This window comes from Clostridium sp. MCC328 (assembly GCF_018785465.1).
Lineage (GTDB): Bacteria > Bacillota > Clostridia > Lachnospirales > Lachnospiraceae > Pilosibacter > Pilosibacter fragilis.
The window spans coordinates 31,963-48,203 of record NZ_WQPW01000154.1; the positions used below are offsets into that span (position 1 = coordinate 31,963).

Annotated in this window: 15 protein-coding genes, 2 tRNA genes and 1 rRNA gene; 17 read left to right on the top strand and 1 reads right to left on the bottom strand. The window is 50.8% G+C overall.

Annotation, left to right across the window (positions count from 1 at the left end; genetic code table 11):
• Positions 1-52 precede the first annotated feature (52 nt).
• The 11 genes from GPK83_RS16575 to GPK83_RS16625 all read left to right on the top strand — a co-directional run bounded on the left by GPK83_RS16575 (position 53) and on the right by GPK83_RS16625 (position 12,064).
• Positions 53-559 (top strand): signal peptidase II, encoded by a 507-nt coding sequence (locus tag GPK83_RS16575; protein WP_215705338.1) that lies wholly within the window; start codon positions 53-55, stop codon positions 557-559.
• A gap of 88 nt (positions 560-647) precedes the next feature.
• Positions 648-1,757, top strand: coding sequence for a UDP-galactopyranose mutase (gene glf, locus GPK83_RS16580; protein WP_117514494.1), 1,110 nt, complete (start codon positions 648-650; stop codon positions 1,755-1,757).
• On the top strand, positions 1,750-3,063 hold the full coding sequence (locus GPK83_RS16585; RefSeq protein WP_015553897.1) for a lipopolysaccharide biosynthesis protein: 1,314 nt from the start codon (positions 1,750-1,752) through the stop codon (positions 3,061-3,063). Before glf ends, GPK83_RS16585 begins: the two co-directional genes overlap by 8 nt.
• Complete coding sequence (locus GPK83_RS16590; RefSeq protein ID WP_117485453.1) at positions 3,053-3,979, top strand: glycosyltransferase; 927 nt, start codon at positions 3,053-3,055, stop codon at positions 3,977-3,979. Before GPK83_RS16585 ends, GPK83_RS16590 begins: the two co-directional genes overlap by 11 nt.
• 248 nt (positions 3,980-4,227) lie before the next feature.
• Complete coding sequence (gene rfbC, locus GPK83_RS16595; RefSeq protein ID WP_015553895.1) at positions 4,228-4,803, top strand: dTDP-4-dehydrorhamnose 3,5-epimerase; 576 nt, start codon at positions 4,228-4,230, stop codon at positions 4,801-4,803.
• 97 nt (positions 4,804-4,900) lie between these two features.
• The gene (locus GPK83_RS16600) at positions 4,901-5,719 is read left to right on the top strand and encodes an ABC transporter permease (protein WP_215705339.1); all 819 of its coding nucleotides are present in this window, start codon (positions 4,901-4,903) and stop codon (positions 5,717-5,719) included.
• A gap of 9 nt (positions 5,720-5,728) precedes the next feature.
• The gene (locus GPK83_RS16605; RefSeq protein WP_015553894.1) at positions 5,729-7,045 is read left to right on the top strand and encodes an ABC transporter ATP-binding protein; all 1,317 of its coding nucleotides are present in this window, start codon (positions 5,729-5,731) and stop codon (positions 7,043-7,045) included.
• A gap of 15 nt (positions 7,046-7,060) precedes the next feature.
• Entirely contained in the window at positions 7,061-7,921 is an 861-nt protein-coding gene (locus GPK83_RS16610) for a hypothetical protein (RefSeq protein ID WP_215705340.1), read from the top strand.
• Positions 7,918-11,031, top strand: coding sequence for a glycosyltransferase (locus tag GPK83_RS16615; RefSeq protein WP_215705341.1), 3,114 nt, complete (start codon positions 7,918-7,920; stop codon positions 11,029-11,031). The genes GPK83_RS16610 and GPK83_RS16615 overlap by 4 nt, the downstream gene beginning before the upstream one ends.
• A 166-nt stretch (positions 11,032-11,197) precedes the next feature.
• The gene (gene rimI, locus GPK83_RS16620) at positions 11,198-11,746 is read left to right on the top strand and encodes a ribosomal protein S18-alanine N-acetyltransferase (protein ID WP_242990672.1); all 549 of its coding nucleotides are present in this window, start codon (positions 11,198-11,200) and stop codon (positions 11,744-11,746) included.
• Between the two features lie 75 nt (positions 11,747-11,821).
• On the top strand, positions 11,822-12,064 hold the full coding sequence (locus GPK83_RS16625) for a hypothetical protein (RefSeq protein WP_015553890.1): 243 nt from the start codon (positions 11,822-11,824) through the stop codon (positions 12,062-12,064).
• Between the two features lie 133 nt (positions 12,065-12,197).
• Here the strand turns inward: GPK83_RS16625 and GPK83_RS16630 are convergent, their stop codons facing one another.
• Positions 12,198-12,410: a hypothetical protein gene (locus GPK83_RS16630; protein WP_117471104.1), complete on the bottom strand. Its 213-nt coding sequence runs from the start codon at positions 12,408-12,410 to the stop codon at positions 12,198-12,200.
• An 80-nt stretch (positions 12,411-12,490) separates the two neighbouring features.
• Between GPK83_RS16630 and GPK83_RS16635 the strand changes: the two genes are divergently transcribed.
• From GPK83_RS16635 to GPK83_RS16660, 6 genes are all read left to right on the top strand, one after another.
• The gene (locus GPK83_RS16635) at positions 12,491-13,402 is read left to right on the top strand and encodes a ribonuclease Z (protein WP_015553889.1); all 912 of its coding nucleotides are present in this window, start codon (positions 12,491-12,493) and stop codon (positions 13,400-13,402) included.
• A 3-nt stretch (positions 13,403-13,405) separates the two neighbouring features.
• Complete coding sequence (tsaD, locus tag GPK83_RS16640) at positions 13,406-14,443, top strand: tRNA (adenosine(37)-N6)-threonylcarbamoyltransferase complex transferase subunit TsaD (RefSeq protein WP_215705342.1); 1,038 nt, start codon at positions 13,406-13,408, stop codon at positions 14,441-14,443.
• Positions 14,443-15,165, top strand: coding sequence for a 2-C-methyl-D-erythritol 4-phosphate cytidylyltransferase (gene ispD, locus GPK83_RS16645; protein WP_015553887.1), 723 nt, complete (start codon positions 14,443-14,445; stop codon positions 15,163-15,165). The genes tsaD and ispD overlap by 1 nt, the downstream gene beginning before the upstream one ends.
• 470 nt (positions 15,166-15,635) lie before the next feature.
• A tRNA-Ser gene (locus GPK83_RS16650) sits at positions 15,636-15,721 on the top strand.
• Positions 15,722-15,808: 87 nt separating this feature from the next.
• Positions 15,809-15,897, top strand: a tRNA-Ser gene (locus GPK83_RS16655).
• 275 nt (positions 15,898-16,172) lie between these two features.
• A 16S ribosomal RNA gene (locus GPK83_RS16660) occupies positions 16,173-16,241 on the top strand; the annotation flags it as partial.

Below are 16,241 nucleotides of genomic sequence, written 5' to 3' on the forward strand. Positions count from 1 at the left end.
TCTGTATCTGGACCCGGCATCATATCAGTTTAGGAAAGAAAGGGGAATCGCGATGTTTGGATTTTTGACATTCGGAACGACGCTTGCGCTTACAGATCTGGCTGTAAAAAAAGAGATCGAAGCCAGACCAGATGAAGAATTCCCGAAAACCGTAAAAGAATCAGGCGGTCTGATCCGCCTCTACAAAAATCACAATCCGGGCTTTTCCTTCGGATTCATGAAGGAATCCCCGAAACTTGTGGAGATGGTCCCGGTCTGCATGCTGTCGGCGGTAGCCGGTGCATGGGCGTATGTGATCGGAAAGAAGGGACGTGTGCTGGAGAAGACGGCGCTGACCCTGGTGCTGGCCGGCGGAGCGAGCAACCTTTATGACCGGCTCAAACGCGGATATGTGGTGGACTATTTCAGCATCCAGTGGAAGAAACTGAAAAAAGTGGTCTTCAACCTGGGTGATATCTTCATTTTTGCCGGATCGGCCCTGTTTGCGGCAGTCCAGCTCGTGGAGGAGCTCCGCGAAATTCTTCCGAAAGAAAAAATCTTTCTTAAGGAAGAAGAGTAATTCAGGCAGCAGGACACAAAATCCAGCTCACCCATGCTGCAAAACACATCGGCGCAGAAAAGCCGGGACAATGAGGAGAACAGTTTATATGAAGAAACAATATGATTACCTGTTAGTGGGCAGCGGCCTTTTCGCCGGAGTTTTCGCGTACTACGCAAAAAAAGCCGGAAAGACCTGCCTGGTTCTTGAGAAGAGAGAACATGCAGGCGGAAACATCTACTGCGAAAATATCGAGGGCATCAACGTACATCGTTACGGCGCCCATATCTTCCACACCAGCAACAAGGAAGTCTGGAACTTTGTGAACGGCCTCGTGGAATTCAACCGCTACACAAACAGCCCGGTTGCAAACTACAAGGGCGAGATGTATAACATGCCGTTCAACATGAACACCTTCAGCCGCATGTGGGGAATCTCCACTCCGGAGGAGGCAAAAAAGATCATCAATGAGCAGAGAAAGGTCATCAAGGGCGAGCCGAAGAACCTGGAAGAGCAGGCCATCAGCCTTGTGGGAACCCATATCTACCAGAAGCTTGTCAAGGGCTACACTGAGAAACAGTGGGGCAGAGACTGCAAGGAGCTCCCAGCCTTCATCATCAAACGTCTCCCGGTACGCTACACCTACGACAACAACTATTTCAATGACCTTTACCAGGGAATCCCGATCGGCGGCTACAATAAGATCACGGAAAAGCTCTTCGAGGGCTGTGAGATCCGCCTCGGAGCCGACTACCTGGCTGACAAGGAGAAATATGACGCCCTTGCGGACAAGGTCGTATATACAGGAACCATCGACAGCTATTTCGACTACTGCTTCGGAAAACTCCAGTACCGCAGTCTGCGGTTTGAGACGGAGATCTTAGACTGCGACAACTATCAGGGCAATGCGGTCATCAACTACACCGACCGCGAGACTCCGTACACGAGGATCATTGAGCACAAACACTTCGAGTTCGGAACCCAGGAGAAGACAGTCATCACGAGAGAGTACCCGGCGGAGTGGACCGAGGGCATGGAGCCATACTATCCGGTAAACGATGAGAGAAACCAGGAATTATATAAGAAATACGCGGAACTCGCTGGAAAAGAGAAGAATGTGATCTTCGGCGGAAGACTCGCGGAATACCGCTATTACGATATGGATAAGGTTATCGAGTCCGCCCTGTCCTGCGTGAAGAAGGAATTTGGAAATGAATAACCGGCCGAAAACGCCTCACGGGTTCGCCAGACTCATCATTGGCGACGGATCCGCGGTGTCGGAGCAGAAGAACATTATCTGGAATATGATCGGAAGCTTCCTCTACGCCTTTGCGTCCATGGTGCTCTCTATCGCGGTGGTCCAGCTTGCGGGCGAGGACGCGGGCGGAGTGTTCACCTTCGCCTTTACCACCTTCGGACAGCACATGTTCATGGCGGCATACTTTGGGATCCGCCCGTTCCAGATCACGGATACCGGGGAGAAATATACCTTCGGCGATTATCTGGGACTGCGCCTCATCACCTGCGGTCTCGCGATCCTTGTGGGCTTTGGCTACGTCCTTGTCAGCGGATATACCTTTGAGAAGGCAGCTGTCGTTTTTCTGATGGTGGTCTACAAGGTCATCGATGCCCTGGCGGATACATACGAGGCAGAATTTCAGCGGAGCGGAAGACTGTACCTGACGGGAAAATCCAACGCGTTCCGGACGATCCTCTCCGTAACCTGTTTCCTCGGAAGTCTCGCGGTGACAGGAGAGCTTCTGACGGCCAGTATCTGGGCAGTCGGCGCGCAGTTTATGGGATTTTCCCTGTTTGATTTCCTTGTGATCCGGGAACTCCCGAATGTGACATGGAAGTCGGGGCGCGGAAAGAAATTCCAGCTCTTCCGGGATAATATTCTGTTATTTTTCTCGGTGGTTCTGGACTTCTATATCTTTTCCGCATCAAAATACGCCATCGAGGCCCATATGGCAGACCGTGATCTCGCAGTCTACGGCGCGATCTTCATGCCGACCAGCGTAATCAACCTGGTTGCCGGCTTCGTGATCCGACCGTACCTCACAAAGCTCGCGGTGGACTGGGAGACAGGCCACTTAAAAGCATTCCGGAAGATCATCATGAACCTTGCATTGATTATTGCGGCCCTGACCGTTCTCGCGGTGGGCGGTGCGTGGTTATTGGGAATTCCGGTGATCAGCCTGCTGTACCCAAACTTAAGAGAAGGACTTTCCACCTGCCGCATGGCGTTGGTACTGATCATCATCGGCGGCGCCCTCAACGCATTCATGAACCTGTTTTACTATTCCCTTATTATCATGCAGAAACAGAGGTTCATCATCCTGGGCTACGCCTTCGTCAGCGTACTTGCGGTGCTTTCTTCCGGCTGGTTCGTGCGGATGGGAGGAATCCAGGGAGGCGCCTTCGTATACATGCTTTTGATGGCGGCACTGATGGTATTCTTTGGAATTTTCTCTGCAGGATTTATGAAACAGAAAGAGAGAGCTCAAAAACACGATGAAGGTTGATGTGATCATCCCGGTCTATGGTCCGGGAAACAGATTGTTGGAATTATTTGACCGGCTGGGACGCCAGACCGTACCGGTGGACCGGCTGATCATCATGAATACAGAAAAGTACCTGTGGGATAAGTGGACGGAGACCCTGGAACCGGGAAGACTCCCGGAAAATCTCTCCGTGTACCATGTGACGAAGGAAGAGTTTGACCATGGTGCTACAAGAGACGCCGGGATCGGGCACTCCGATGCGGATGTCTGTGTCTGCATGACCCATGACGCGCTTCCAGCGGATACAAATTTGATAAAAGCCCTGACGGACGCACTTTTCTCCGGGGACGATATCGCTGTGGCATATGCGAGACAGCTTCCGGCAACGGACTGCAATATCATCGAGCGCCACACGAGAGATTTTAACTATCCGGACAAAAGCCGGGTCAAGAGACTTTCAGATCTCGACACCCTGGGGATCAAGACCTACTTCTGTTCCAATGTCTGCGCGGCATATAAGCGGGAGATCTATAGGAAACTCGGTGGTTTTATCCGGAAGACGATCTTCAACGAGGACATGATTTTCGCGGCGAAGGCCATGAAGAATGGATACGCGGTTTACTACGCGGCGGACGCGAGAGTGATCCACTCCCATAACTATACAGCGTCCCAGCAGTTCCACAGAAACTTTGACCTGGCGATCTCCCAGGCGGACAATCCCGACGTATTCTCCGGGATCCGGTCCGAGGGCGAGGGCATCCGCATGGTGAAGGACACAGCCCGCTGGCTCGTAAAGACGGGGCACGCGTACCTCGTCCCGAAGCTTGTGGTGGACAGCGGATTCAAGTATCTGGGGTATCTTGCCGGGAAAAGGTATAAGAAGCTGCCAAGAAAATTGGCAGTAAAGCTGTCTATGAACCGCAATTACTGGAAATAGAGCTAAAAATTATGTAAACTGACCTGCTGCCTGCTTCTATATACAAATGGCGGCGCAGTGGCACAACGCAGAAAAAAGTTGTCATTCCGCCTGTGGGGTGGTATGATGTAGTGCGGAAATGCCGAAAATGGCGAAAATACAGCGGTTGTGCAGGAAAAGCATATATTTCTGCTTCAGAAATGAGATGGGTATATGCCGAAAGAGAAATATTGCAGCCGTAAATTTATAAAAATGTGAGGTAAAAAACTATGGGAAAGATCAAAGTTTCTTCCTGTGAAACAGATGGAATGGTAATCGAAGGCCTTCATGTGATCGAGCCGACCGTATTCAACGACGAGCGCGGATACTTCATGGAGACATACAACCAGAACGACTTCAAAGAGGCTGGACTCAACATGGTATTCGTACAGGATAACCAGTCTATGTCCGTAAAGGGCGTACTCCGCGGCCTTCATTTCCAGAAGCAGTTCCCGCAGGGCAAGCTCGTCCGTGCGGTACGTGGAACAGTTTTCGATGTAGCCGTTGACTTAAGAACACACTCCAAGACATACGGAAAGTGGTTCGGTGTTGAGCTCTCCGCAGAGAACAAGAAACAGTTCTACATTCCGGAAGGTTTCGCACACGGCTTTGTCGTTCTCTCCGACGAGGCAGAGTTTGCCTACAAGTGCACCGATTTCTATCATCCGGGTGACGAGGGCGGACTTGCATGGAACGATGAGACGATCGGCGTAAAGTGGCCGATCACACCGGACATGCAGCTCATCATCTCCGAGAAAGACCAGAAGTGGCCGGGATTCAAAGAGATCTTCAAATTTGATCGTTAGCAATTAGCAGTGCGGCACGGAATGCCAGAAGCTTCTTTTTTTCATACAATGAATACAAGAAGCTGGCGCTGCGATAAAGCAGAAAGGTTGTTAAAGCGTGAATTATCTGACTTCATTACTGAAGGAGCTGGTGGCAAAAAGAAAACTGATCTGGGAACTCTCCAAGGCAGATTTCAGAAAACGTTTTGTCGGCTCCTATTTTGGTGTTGTCTGGATGTTTATCCAGCCCATCGTCACCGTCCTGATCTATTGGCTCATCTTCGGTCCCATCGGATTCAAGAGTGCGCCGCCGGTGCCGAACGCCTCCTATGTCCAGTGGCTGGTTCCGGGTATCGCCCCGTGGTTCTTCTTCTCCGAAGCCTTAAACTGCGGAACAGGATGCCTTCAGGAATACAACTACCTGGTAAAAAAAGTAGTATTTAAGGTGGAGATCCTGCCTGTGATCAAACTGATCTCCTGCCTGTTCGTCCATGCGTTCTTTGTTGCAATCATGTTTATCGTATTCCTGGTCAGCGGCAAAAGACCGCAGATTTCCTGGATCCAGATCATTTATTATTCCTTTGCCACATCCATGTACGCTTTGGCGCTCACGTACCTTACGAGTGCGATTCAGGTATTCTTTAAGGATATGGCACAGATCGTCAGCATCTGCCTGCAGTTCGGCATGTGGCTGACCCCGATTATGTACAGCGAGCAGTTATTCCTCGACAAAGGTCTGACGATGGCTCCGATGATCCTGAAGCTGAACCCGTTTTACTATATTGCGGCGGGATACCGTGACAGCATGCTGACGGGAGACTGGTTCTTCATGCGTCCGACACTGACCGTGTATTTCTGGGCAGTGACCCTGATCACCATGTTAGTGGGACTCAAAGTATTCAAGCGGCTCCGTCCGCATTTCTCAGATGTATTGTAGGAGGAAACCATGTCTGCCAATGCGATTACAGTAAAAGACGTGACGAAGGTGTACAGGCTCTACGACAAGCCGATCGACCGCTTGAAAGAATCCTTAAGCCTGACACATAAAAGCTATCACAAAGACTTCTATGCCTTAAATGGTCTGTCCTTCAACGTGGAAAAAGGACAGACGGTGGGCATTATCGGAACGAACGGTTCCGGTAAATCAACGATCTTAAAGATCATCACCGGTGTCCTCACACCGACCACAGGCCAGGTGGACGTTGAGGGAAAGATCTCCGCACTTCTGGAGCTTGGTGCCGGCTTCAACATGGACTACACCGGAATCGAAAATATCTATATGAACGGCACGATGATGGGCTATTCCCGGAAGGAGATGGATGAGAAGTTGCAGGATATCCTGGATTTTGCGGATATCGGCGATTTTGTCTATCAGCCGGTGAAGACATACTCCAGCGGTATGTTCGTCCGTCTGGCGTTTGCGCTCAACATTAATGTGGAGCCGGAGATCCTGATCGTCGACGAGGCCTTGTCTGTCGGAGACGTATTCTTCCAGGCAAAATGTTACCGGAAGATGGAGGAGATCAAGCAGAGGGGAACAACGATCCTCATGGTTACCCACGATATGGGCAGTATCATCAAATACTGCGATAAGGTCGTTCTCTTAAACAAGGGCGAATTCATCGCGGAAGGTGAGCCGGGTCACATGGTGGATCTCTATAAGAAGATCCTGGCAAACCAGCTGGATTCCTTAAATGAAGAACTGGAGAGCGATTATTCCGGCGGGATGTTAGGCGATGAGAAAAAGGCGAAGGCGGAGGAATCCCATTCCGACGGATCCCTCATGAAGGATAAGATCACCATCAACACAGACCGCACCGAGTACGGTGACGGCCGGGCTGAGATCTTCGACCTGGGACTCTTCGACGCGAAAGGAAATCTCACAAACCTTCTGTTAAAGGGAGAGATGTTCACGATCAAGGAGCGGATCCGCTTCCATGCGCCGATCAAGAGTCCGATCTTTACCTACACGATCCGCGATAAAAAGGGAACAGACCTCACCGGAACGAACACCATGTACGAGGGATGCGATATCAAACCGGTGGGGGATGGCGATGTCTACGACGTTTCCTTTACCCAGAAGATGACATTACAGGGCGGCGAGTACCTGCTCTCTATGAGCTGTACCGGCTTCGAGGGCGAGGAACATGTGGTCTACCACCGCCTGTACAACATTGCAAACATTACGGTGATCTCCAACAAGAATACGGTCGGCGTCTACGACATGGAGTCTGAGGTGGAGACATCGCTCACAAGGGCGTAAAAGCGGGAGAAAAAGATGAAGGATTACAGTTATGAACTTCTTGACCTGCTCGAAAAGTATAAAGGAGATGCGGAGGCGGCACTGCGGGGTGAAACAAGCCCGTGGTGTCTCTACGCATTTTCGCCGTTAAGGGAAAACCTTTTCGAGTGGCTGGAAATAGGAAAAAAGGACCGGGTTCTCCAGGTCGGATCCGACTACGGTTCCTGTACCGGGCTCTTTGCGGAGCGCGCCGGTGAGGTGGTCGTTCTGGATCCGTTGGATGAGAACTTGGAGGTGAATCGGAAAAGACACGGAGAGAAGGAAAATCTCTGCCTGGTCCGCGGCGAACTTCCAAAGGCGGGAACAGAGTCTCTTGGATGGAAAGAGTACAAGGGAAAAGAGCGTGCGGCAGAAGAACTGGATGCTCTCTATAAGGATGGCTTTGACTATGTGATCCTGCCGTCCATGCTCTCCGGGACAGAGAAAAACGGGGCAGCAGATCTGCTGGCAAGAGCAGCTGCTCTTGTGAGACCTGGCGGAAGGCTTTTAGCGGCAGCGGAGAATGAGTCTGGTGTCCGCTATTTTATGGGAGCGGAGCCATTTGAGCACTCCTTCCTGGAGGTGGAGTTCCGTGGTCTGTTTGAGGACTTAAAAGAGAAATTTGGCGGAACCGCAATGCTCTACTATCCGGTTCCGGACTACCGTTACCCGATGACCATCTACTCCGACGGCTATCTCCCGCAGACCGGCGATGTGACGAACATCTCCGCCCGTCTTGACGGACCGGGACTCTGGTTCGGAAACGAGGAGAAAGCCATGGCGAACGCATGCAGAAATGGGGACTTCACGAAATTCACGAACTCATTCCTTGGCATGTGGGAAAAGGGGAAGGCATGAGACAGATTTTATTTGTAAAATACAACCGGACCAGAGCGGCGCAGTTCCAGTTAAAGACAGAGATCGTGCGGGAGGACGAAGTTCTCACCGTTGAAAAAACGGCTCTCACAGAGGCTGGCGAGGCGCATATCCGCTCCTTCGGAGAAAAATATGAGAAGATCCGTGATCTGAATCCTGCCATCCGTTTCTTGAAGCCGGAATGGAAAAAGGATAAGAAGACGGTCTCCTTCCAGTACTTAAACGGCAAGACGGTCGGGGATGCCCTGGGCGAGGCTATCGTTATGGGCGAGGTTCCGTATCAGGAGCTTGAGACCGTGATGAAGGTGCTGTTCCCGGAAAATGCAGACGCGAAAATCTTTGAGGCGACACCGGAGTTCGAGACGGTATTCGGAAAAGTTCCGATGATCGACGATAAGGCAGCCGCGGTCTCCAATGTGGATGGGCTCTTCGAGAACCTGATGGTGCCGGAAAACGAGAACTGCATCTACGGAATCGACTATGAATGGGTATTTGATTTCCCAATCCCGGAGAAATTTTTGAAATACCGCGACCTCTTATATTTTTACAGACGCTACGAGAGAGTCCTCAACGTAAAAGAAGAGGATCTCTATGCCCATTTCGGGATCACAGGGGGAGAACTCCAGATCTTTGACGGCATGGAAAAGGCGTTCCAGTCCTATGTCCATGATGCAGGCTCCTTCGGCTACATGAAACAGTACGAGCAGCCGACAAAGACCGTGGAATTTCTTCTTGACCGCGAGAGCGAGCTCTACAAGGTAAAAGACTGGTGCGAGAACTTAAAGCAGGAGATCTCCGAGAAGGACATCACGATCATGAAGCAGCAGGAAGTCCAGCGTCTCACAAACAATCATGTGACGAACCTGGATGCCATCATCGCCAGCCTGAGAAGCGAGAACGCGAGAATGGCGGGAGATCTGCAGTACCTGTCGAAACATGAGGCGATCATGTGGAAAGTTCTCCGGAAATGCCACCGCGCTGTGGATAAAGTCATGCCGAAGGGCACAAGAAAGAGAAAGATCGCGGGGTACTTCAAGAATACCGTCTTCCATCCGGGAAAATACGGAAGGCTGTATTTCACAAAGGACGGAAGAAACAGGATCCGCGGCGACTTTAAGATCGGCGCCGGTTACTTAGAGCATGGAAAACTCCATTTTGACTATGTGGAGCACCCGACCGTGTCCATCGTGATCCCGGTCTACAACCAGATCCACTATACCTATGCCTGCCTGCTCTCAATCTTAGAGAACACGAAGGATGTGACCTATGAGATCATCATCGCCGATGACGTGTCCACGGACGCGACTAAGGAGCTGTCCCTGTACGCGGAGAATCTCGTGATCTGCAGAAACAAGACGAACCAGGGTTTCCTGAGAAACTGTAACCAGGCAGCGAAGGCGGCCCGCGGAAAATATGTGATGTTCTTAAATAATGACACACAGGTAACTCCGGGCTGGCTCTCATCACTCGTGAACCTCATTGAGTCTGATCCGACGATCGGTATGGTTGGCTCCAAGCTGGTCTACCCTGACGGACGTCTCCAGGAAGCGGGGGGAATCATCTGGAGCGACGGCTCCGGCTGGAATTATGGACGTCTTGACGATCCGGAGAAGCCGGAATACAACTACGTGAAGGATGTGGACTATATCTCCGGTGCGGCGATCCTGTTATCCAATGACCTCTGGAAACAGATCGGCGGTTTCGACGAGCTGTTTGCACCGGCGTACTGCGAGGATTCCGACCTTGCCTTCGAGGTGAGAAAAGCCGGATACCGCGTAGTCTACCAGCCATTGTCAAAAGTCATCCACTTCGAGGGCGTCTCCAACGGTACCGACGTAAATGGAACCGGTCTAAAGCGCTACCAGGTGGAGAACAGTAAGAAGCTAAAGGAAAAGTGGGCGGAGGAGTTCAAAAAGCAGTCTGTAAATACAGGCAATCCGAACCCGTTCCGTGCCCGTGAGAGAAGCCAGAAGAAGCCGGTGATCCTTGTCGTGGACCATTATGTTCCGACCTTCGATAAGGACGCGGGTTCCAAGACTACTTACCAGTACCTCAAAATGTTCGTGAAGATGGGATATTCCGTGAAATTCCTCGGAGACAACTTCCTTCACGAGGAGCCGTACTCCACAACACTTCAGCAGATGGGCGTGGAGATCTTATATGGGCCGGAGTACCAGGCAGGTATCTGGGACTGGCTGACAAAGAATAAAGATGAGATCGATTTTGCCTACCTGAACCGTCCGCATATCGCCATCAAGTATGTTGATTTTATTAAGAAGAACACCAATATCAAGGTGATCTACTACGGACATGATCTGCATTTCTTAAGAGAGTACCGGGAGTACGAGCTCACCGGCGATATCAAGAAGAAACGGGAGTCCGATTACTGGAAATCCATCGAATTCTCCCTGATGGAGAAGGCGGCGGTCTCCTACTATCCGTCCTACGTGGAGGAGGAGGCGATCCACGCGATCCATCCGGAGTACAAGATCAAGGCGATCACAGCCTATGTCTATGAGAAATTCCTGGAGAATATCGACAAGGACTTCGCAAAGAGGGAAGGACTGCTGTTTGTCGGCGGCTTCGCGCATCCGCCGAACGCGGACGCGGTTCTCTGGTTCGCAAAGGAGATCTTCCCGCTGATCAGACAGAGGATCGACGTAAACTTCTATGTGGTTGGCTCCAAGGTGACAGACGAGATCAAAGCGCTTGAACAGCCGGGAAGCGGCATCATTGTCAAAGGCTTCGTCACGGAGGAAGAGCTTGCGTCTCTTTATTCCACATCCCGCATCGTTGTGGTTCCGCTGCGCTACGGCGCCGGAGTTAAGGGCAAGGTCGTCGAGGCAGTCTACAATGGAGCTGCCATCGTCACCACATCCATCGGTTCCGAGGGAATCCCGGAGGCGGATCGCGTCATGAAGGTTGCCGACGGACCGGAGGCATTCGCTGACGAGGTAGTCAAGATGTATCAGGATCCGGCAGAATGCCGCAGAATGTGCGAGGAGACCCAGAAATACATCCGCGAGTACTTCAGCGTTGAGGCTGCATGGAAGGTCATCGAGGAGGACTTTACGCCGAAGAAAAAGAGATAGGACTTGGCTGTAAAGTCATATATGGAATCGAATATTGTGATAAGACTCTGCCGGGAATTTATTTCCCGGCAGTCTGTTCACATGAACGAAAATTCCGGCAAAAATCCGGCAGATCCGTCGTGCATGGTGTGAAAGCCTGTGGAATGCGGTTGAAAAGGAGAATATAGTGGAAAAAGACATTATTCATGAAAATTCCAACAATCACAATAAATACATAAATAACGAAAACAGCGGTGAAAAATCCGCGGAACAGGCAGGAGCTGTGCTTCGCGCGATGACTGTGGATGATATTTCCGCTGTGAAGCAGATCGAACAGACCTGCTTTTCGGATGCCTGGTCTGAAAAGCTCCTCTCTGACCTGCTTGAGAGTGAGTGGGACGAGGCCTGGGTGCTGACAGATACAGACGGCACCAGGATCGGATACGCGAATTTCCGCTTCCTCGCCGGCGAAGGCGAGCTCATGAGGATCGCAGTGCTCCCGGAACACAGGGGCTGTGGGGAGTCAAAGAAACTCATGGACCGTCTGGAAATCTCTGCAAAGGAAAAGGAAGCGCCGGACCTGACTCTGGAGGTGCGCGCCGGAAACACACCTGCCATAAACCTTTATAAATCCTATGGTTTTCAGGCGGAGGCTGTGCGGAAAAATTACTATCAGAATCCGGTGGAGGATGCCCTCATCATGTGGAGACGTTCCGTTCCATCGATTCCCACTTAAAATCATGAAAATATCCGCTATACTGTAGGGGACTCCGGAAGAGCCGGGGATAAAGAAGGCGGAGGAAAAGAAACGATGAGAAAATACGGAAAAGATGGCAGGCTGGATTGTGTGATCTGCAACCGCTGTGGGAAAAAACTGGCGGTGAAACATGGGATCGTGCGGGAAGGTGTGTTTACATCAGATCACAGATGGGACTTCTTTTCGGAAAAAGACGGGGAGATCCACCATTTTGACCTGTGCGAGGATTGCTACAACGAAGTGACAGCGGAGTTCCGGGTTCCGGTGGACGTGGAGGATGAGATCGAGCTGCTTTGAAAACGCAGGCGGTATGCGGCAGAAATGCCGTTATGCTGAAACAGGTTCAGACCAGATTGCGCTGCAAGAGCATATTTGAATGTTAGAAGCGGGTACGGGCGGTTGTCTGTACTCGTTTTCTATTGCCGGGTATTCAGAAGAAGCTGACGTCGGCAGTTCTGTACTTCTTGGTCACTGTACACGGGTAGGAATTTTCTGAACTGAAAATTCCGTACAATACAGTGATGGTAATGGATTTTGCCGATTCGGAATGCGAAGCATCGGCAAAATCAGTTACTGTTTGCGCGGCGTGAACAGTAATACTTCTTGCGGTTCCTGCCCAGGAATCAACTTCCATCTCTTGCATATGACCTCCGCTTTATGGTATGATACGTGCAGACTGGATAAATATAAACTTTTATTATCATAGAATGCAGAGGAAAATACATGTTAGATATCTGTTTACTGGGAACCGGCGGCATGCAGCCGCTGCCGTACCGCTGGCTAACGTCCATGATGGCGCGCTGCGATGGTAGCAATCTGCTGATCGACTGCGGCGAGGGAACCCAGATCGCATTGAAAGAAAAGGGATGGAGCCCGAAGCCGGTGGACGTGATCTGCTTCACCCACTACCATGCTGACCATATCAGCGGACTTCCGGGGTTTCTCCTGACCATGGGAAACGCGGAGCGCACGGAGCCGGTACTTCTGGTGGGACCGAAAGGTCTGGAACGTGTCGTTGGTGCCCTGCGCACCATTGCGCCGGAACTTCCGTTCCCGCTTGTGTTTAAAGAACTCACGGAGCCGAGAGAAAAATTTCAGGCGGGTCCCTATGTGGTGGACGCATTCCGCGTAAACCACCGCGTGACCTGCTATGGATATCGCATTACGATCCCGAGAAACGGCAAATTTGATGTGGAACGGGCGAGAGCCCAGGAGATTCCGCAGAAATTCTGGAGCAGACTGCAGAAAGGCGAGACCATCGAGCACGAGGGTAAGATCCTGACCCCGGACATGGTGCTGGGAGAAAAGCGCCGCGGAATTTCCGTTACCTACACGACTGACACGCGCCCGGTTCCGGCAATCGCCGAATATGCCGCGGACAATGACCTCTTTATCTGCGAGGGCATGTACGGTGAGAAGGAAAAAATTGCCAACGCGCGGGAGAATAAGCATATGATGTTCCAGGAGGCGGCAAAGCTCGGTAAAGAGGCGAATCCGCGGGAGATGTGGCTGACCCATTACAGCCCGTCCTTAATGCATCCGGAGGAATATTTAAACGAGATCCGGGAAATCTTCCCGAAAATTAAGACTGCCCGCGACGGCTGGTCTGCTGAACTTGGATTTGATGAGGATTAAGAAATGAAGATACACAGTGTTGAAGAAGATGTATATATACTTGCAATCGAGAGTTCCTGTGATGAGACAGCGGCCGCTGTTGTAAAAAACGGCCGTGAGGTGCTTTCTAACGTGATCTCATCCCAGATCGCGCTCCACACACTTTACGGCGGGGTTGTGCCGGAGATCGCGTCAAGGAAACATATTGAGAAGGTAAATCAGGTGGTTCAGGCTGCCTTAGACGAAGCACACATGACATTAGATGAGATCACAGCCATCGCTGTGACCTACGGACCTGGTCTTGTGGGCGCGCTTCTCGTGGGCGTTGCGGCGGCAAAGGCTATCGCTTACGCCGCAAAGAAGCCGCTGGTGCCGGTTCATCATATCGAGGGACATGTATCCGCAAACTTTATCGAGCACCCGGATCTGGAACCGCCGTTTGTCTGTGAGATCGTGTCCGGCGGACATACGCATCTTGTGATCGTGAAGGACTACGGTGAGTTCGAGATCATCGGACGCACGATGGATGACGCAGCGGGAGAGGCATTCGATAAAGTTGCCCGCGCCGTAGGTCTTGGCTACCCGGGCGGCCCGAAGGTCGACAAGGCGGCAAAAGAGGGAAATCCTCATGCCATGGAATTTCCGCGGGCAAAAGTCGGCGGATCCCAGTATGACTTTAGCTTCAGCGGCATGAAATCCGCTGTATTAAACTATATCAACCAGGCGGAGATGAAGGGAGAGACGATCTGTGTGCCGGATCTCTGCGCTTCCTTCCAGAACGCGGTGGTGGATGTTCTCGTGAGCCGCGCCGTTGCGGCAACAAAGGAGTTTGGCTACAAGAAGCTCGCCATTGCGGGCGGCGTTGCGTCAAACTCTGCCCTGCGCGCAGGCATGAAGGCGGCATGTGAGAAAGCCGAAATCGAATTCTACTATCCGTCACCGATCTTCTGTACCGACAACGCAGCAATGATCGGTGCTGCGGGATACTATGAGTATATCAACGGAGTCCGCGCAGGCTGGGACCTCAATGCGGTGCCGAACCTAAAACTGGGAGAGCGGTAATGGAACAGGTGAAAACAGCAGCCATCGTGCTGGCAGCAGGACATGGAAAGCGGATGCACAGCAAGGTGGCAAAGCAGTATCTTCTCTTAAAGGGGGAACCGGTGGTTGTTCATGCCCTGCGGGCCTTTGAGAAGGCAGGGATGGATGAGATTATTCTGGTGGCCGGAGCAGACGAAGTGGAATTCTGTAAAAGGAATATCGTGGAGCAGTATGGATTTACCAGAGTGAGACAGGTCGTTGCGGGAGGAAAAGAACGGTATGATTCTGTCCGGAATGGACTTTGCGCTTTAAAGGCCGTAGGATTCGCAGAGGACGGTATCGTTCTGATCCATGATGGTGCAAGACCGCTTGTAAACGGAGAGATCATCGCGAGAGCTGTGGATGGTGTCCGGGAGTTTTCTGCCTGTGTGGCATCGATGCCGGTTAAGGATACGATCAAGGCAGCGGATGCGGAGGGATTTTCTGCAAGCACGCCGGACCGCAGTACCTTATGGCAGATCCAGACACCTCAGGCATTCCGCTTCGGTCTGATCTACCGCGCCTACGAGAAGGTATTTGCACCCGGAACAGACCGCAGCCGTATTACGGATGATGCAATGGTAGTGGAACTGATGACGGACACAAAGGTGAAGTTTATCGAGGGAAGTTATTCAAACATCAAAGTGACAACTCCGGAGGATATGATCATCGCGGAGGCTCTTTGTGCTCATAGGGTACAATAGATTCTTTCTATAATAGAAGATATGGATCTGCCAGTGGCAGTCAGAGAAAGGCGTGGTCTTCCGGGAAAAGGAGATCACGCCTTTCTGGCTTAACAGATAAAAGAATTTTAGTACCTATTCAGTACCTTCATAGTTACACGCAAAAATCCATTCCAGATCAGCTTCGCTGATGGGATTTTTGCCCTCCAGCCTATGTTTTCTTACGGTCAGCGCAGCAAGTGCGCAGACCTACTGAACAGTTACGAATTTTAGACTTTTAGAAAAATTCTGAAAAAATTCTTTTCAAAAGGAGAAATGAGTTTATTGGATATATGACATGAGAATACCAGATGTTGATGATTGCAATACATGGGATAGCATATTTTGTATACAATTGGAAAAGAATAAAAAAACGAAAAAAACTTGGAAAAATGCTTGACAAAAATGGTATTGTGGGGTATTATTAATGAGCACGTTTGAGAGAGCGCTTTGGAGAGATATCGAAGTGGTCATAACGAGGCGGTCTTGAAAACCGTTTGTCCGCAAGGGCGCGTGGGTTCGAATCCCACTCTCTCCGCTAACTGTACTGCGGAGCCAGAGAGATGAGTTCCTGGTGCAGAACTGAATATCGATCTTGCAAAAAGCAAGATGTGAGTCAACCAATGCAGAAGTACCCAAGTGGTTGAAGGGGCTCCCCTGGAAAGGGAGTAGGTCGTTAGTAGCGGCGCGAGGGTTCAAATCCCTCCTTCTGCGCTTTAACTTATGAAGAAAAACTTCTTCAAAAAAGTTAAAAAAGTTCTTGACAAACCGGAAACGGTATGATAGAATAAACGAGTTGCCGCTGAGAGCAAGAAACGGCAACGAAACAGTTCTTTGAAAACTGAACAGTATGTAAAACCCTGAAAATTCTTATAAAAATGGTCTCTGGTTTAGACCATGAATGAGAACATTCAGAACAAAACCTAACAAAACAGTAGAACGGTTTAAAAATTAGCCAAGCTAAGTTTTGAATCTGGGTACAAACACTTTAACATGAGAGTTTGATCCTGGCTCAGGATGAACGCTGGCGGCGTGCCTAACACATGCAAGTCGAACGA

Coding starts and splice junctions, on each gene's coding strand:
- GPK83_RS16610 (WP_215705340.1), top strand. CDS start 7,061: ATGAAGGATTACAGTTATGAACTTCTTGACCTGCTCGAAAAGTATAAA.
- rfbC (WP_015553895.1), top strand. CDS start 4,228: ATGGGAAAGATCAAAGTTTCTTCCTGTGAAACAGATGGAATGGTAATC.
- ispD (WP_015553887.1), top strand. CDS start 14,443: ATGGAACAGGTGAAAACAGCAGCCATCGTGCTGGCAGCAGGACATGGA.
- GPK83_RS16615 (WP_215705341.1), top strand. CDS start 7,918: ATGAGACAGATTTTATTTGTAAAATACAACCGGACCAGAGCGGCGCAG.
- GPK83_RS16605 (WP_015553894.1), top strand. CDS start 5,729: ATGTCTGCCAATGCGATTACAGTAAAAGACGTGACGAAGGTGTACAGG.
- tsaD (WP_215705342.1), top strand. CDS start 13,406: ATGAAGATACACAGTGTTGAAGAAGATGTATATATACTTGCAATCGAG.
- glf (WP_117514494.1), top strand. CDS start 648: ATGAAGAAACAATATGATTACCTGTTAGTGGGCAGCGGCCTTTTCGCC.
- GPK83_RS16575 (WP_215705338.1), top strand. CDS start 53: ATGTTTGGATTTTTGACATTCGGAACGACGCTTGCGCTTACAGATCTG.
- GPK83_RS16590 (WP_117485453.1), top strand. CDS start 3,053: ATGAAGGTTGATGTGATCATCCCGGTCTATGGTCCGGGAAACAGATTG.
- GPK83_RS16635 (WP_015553889.1), top strand. CDS start 12,491: ATGTTAGATATCTGTTTACTGGGAACCGGCGGCATGCAGCCGCTGCCG.
- GPK83_RS16585 (WP_015553897.1), top strand. CDS start 1,750: ATGAATAACCGGCCGAAAACGCCTCACGGGTTCGCCAGACTCATCATT.
- GPK83_RS16625 (WP_015553890.1), top strand. CDS start 11,822: ATGAGAAAATACGGAAAAGATGGCAGGCTGGATTGTGTGATCTGCAAC.
- GPK83_RS16630 (WP_117471104.1), bottom strand. CDS start 12,410: ATGCAAGAGATGGAAGTTGATTCCTGGGCAGGAACCGCAAGAAGTATT.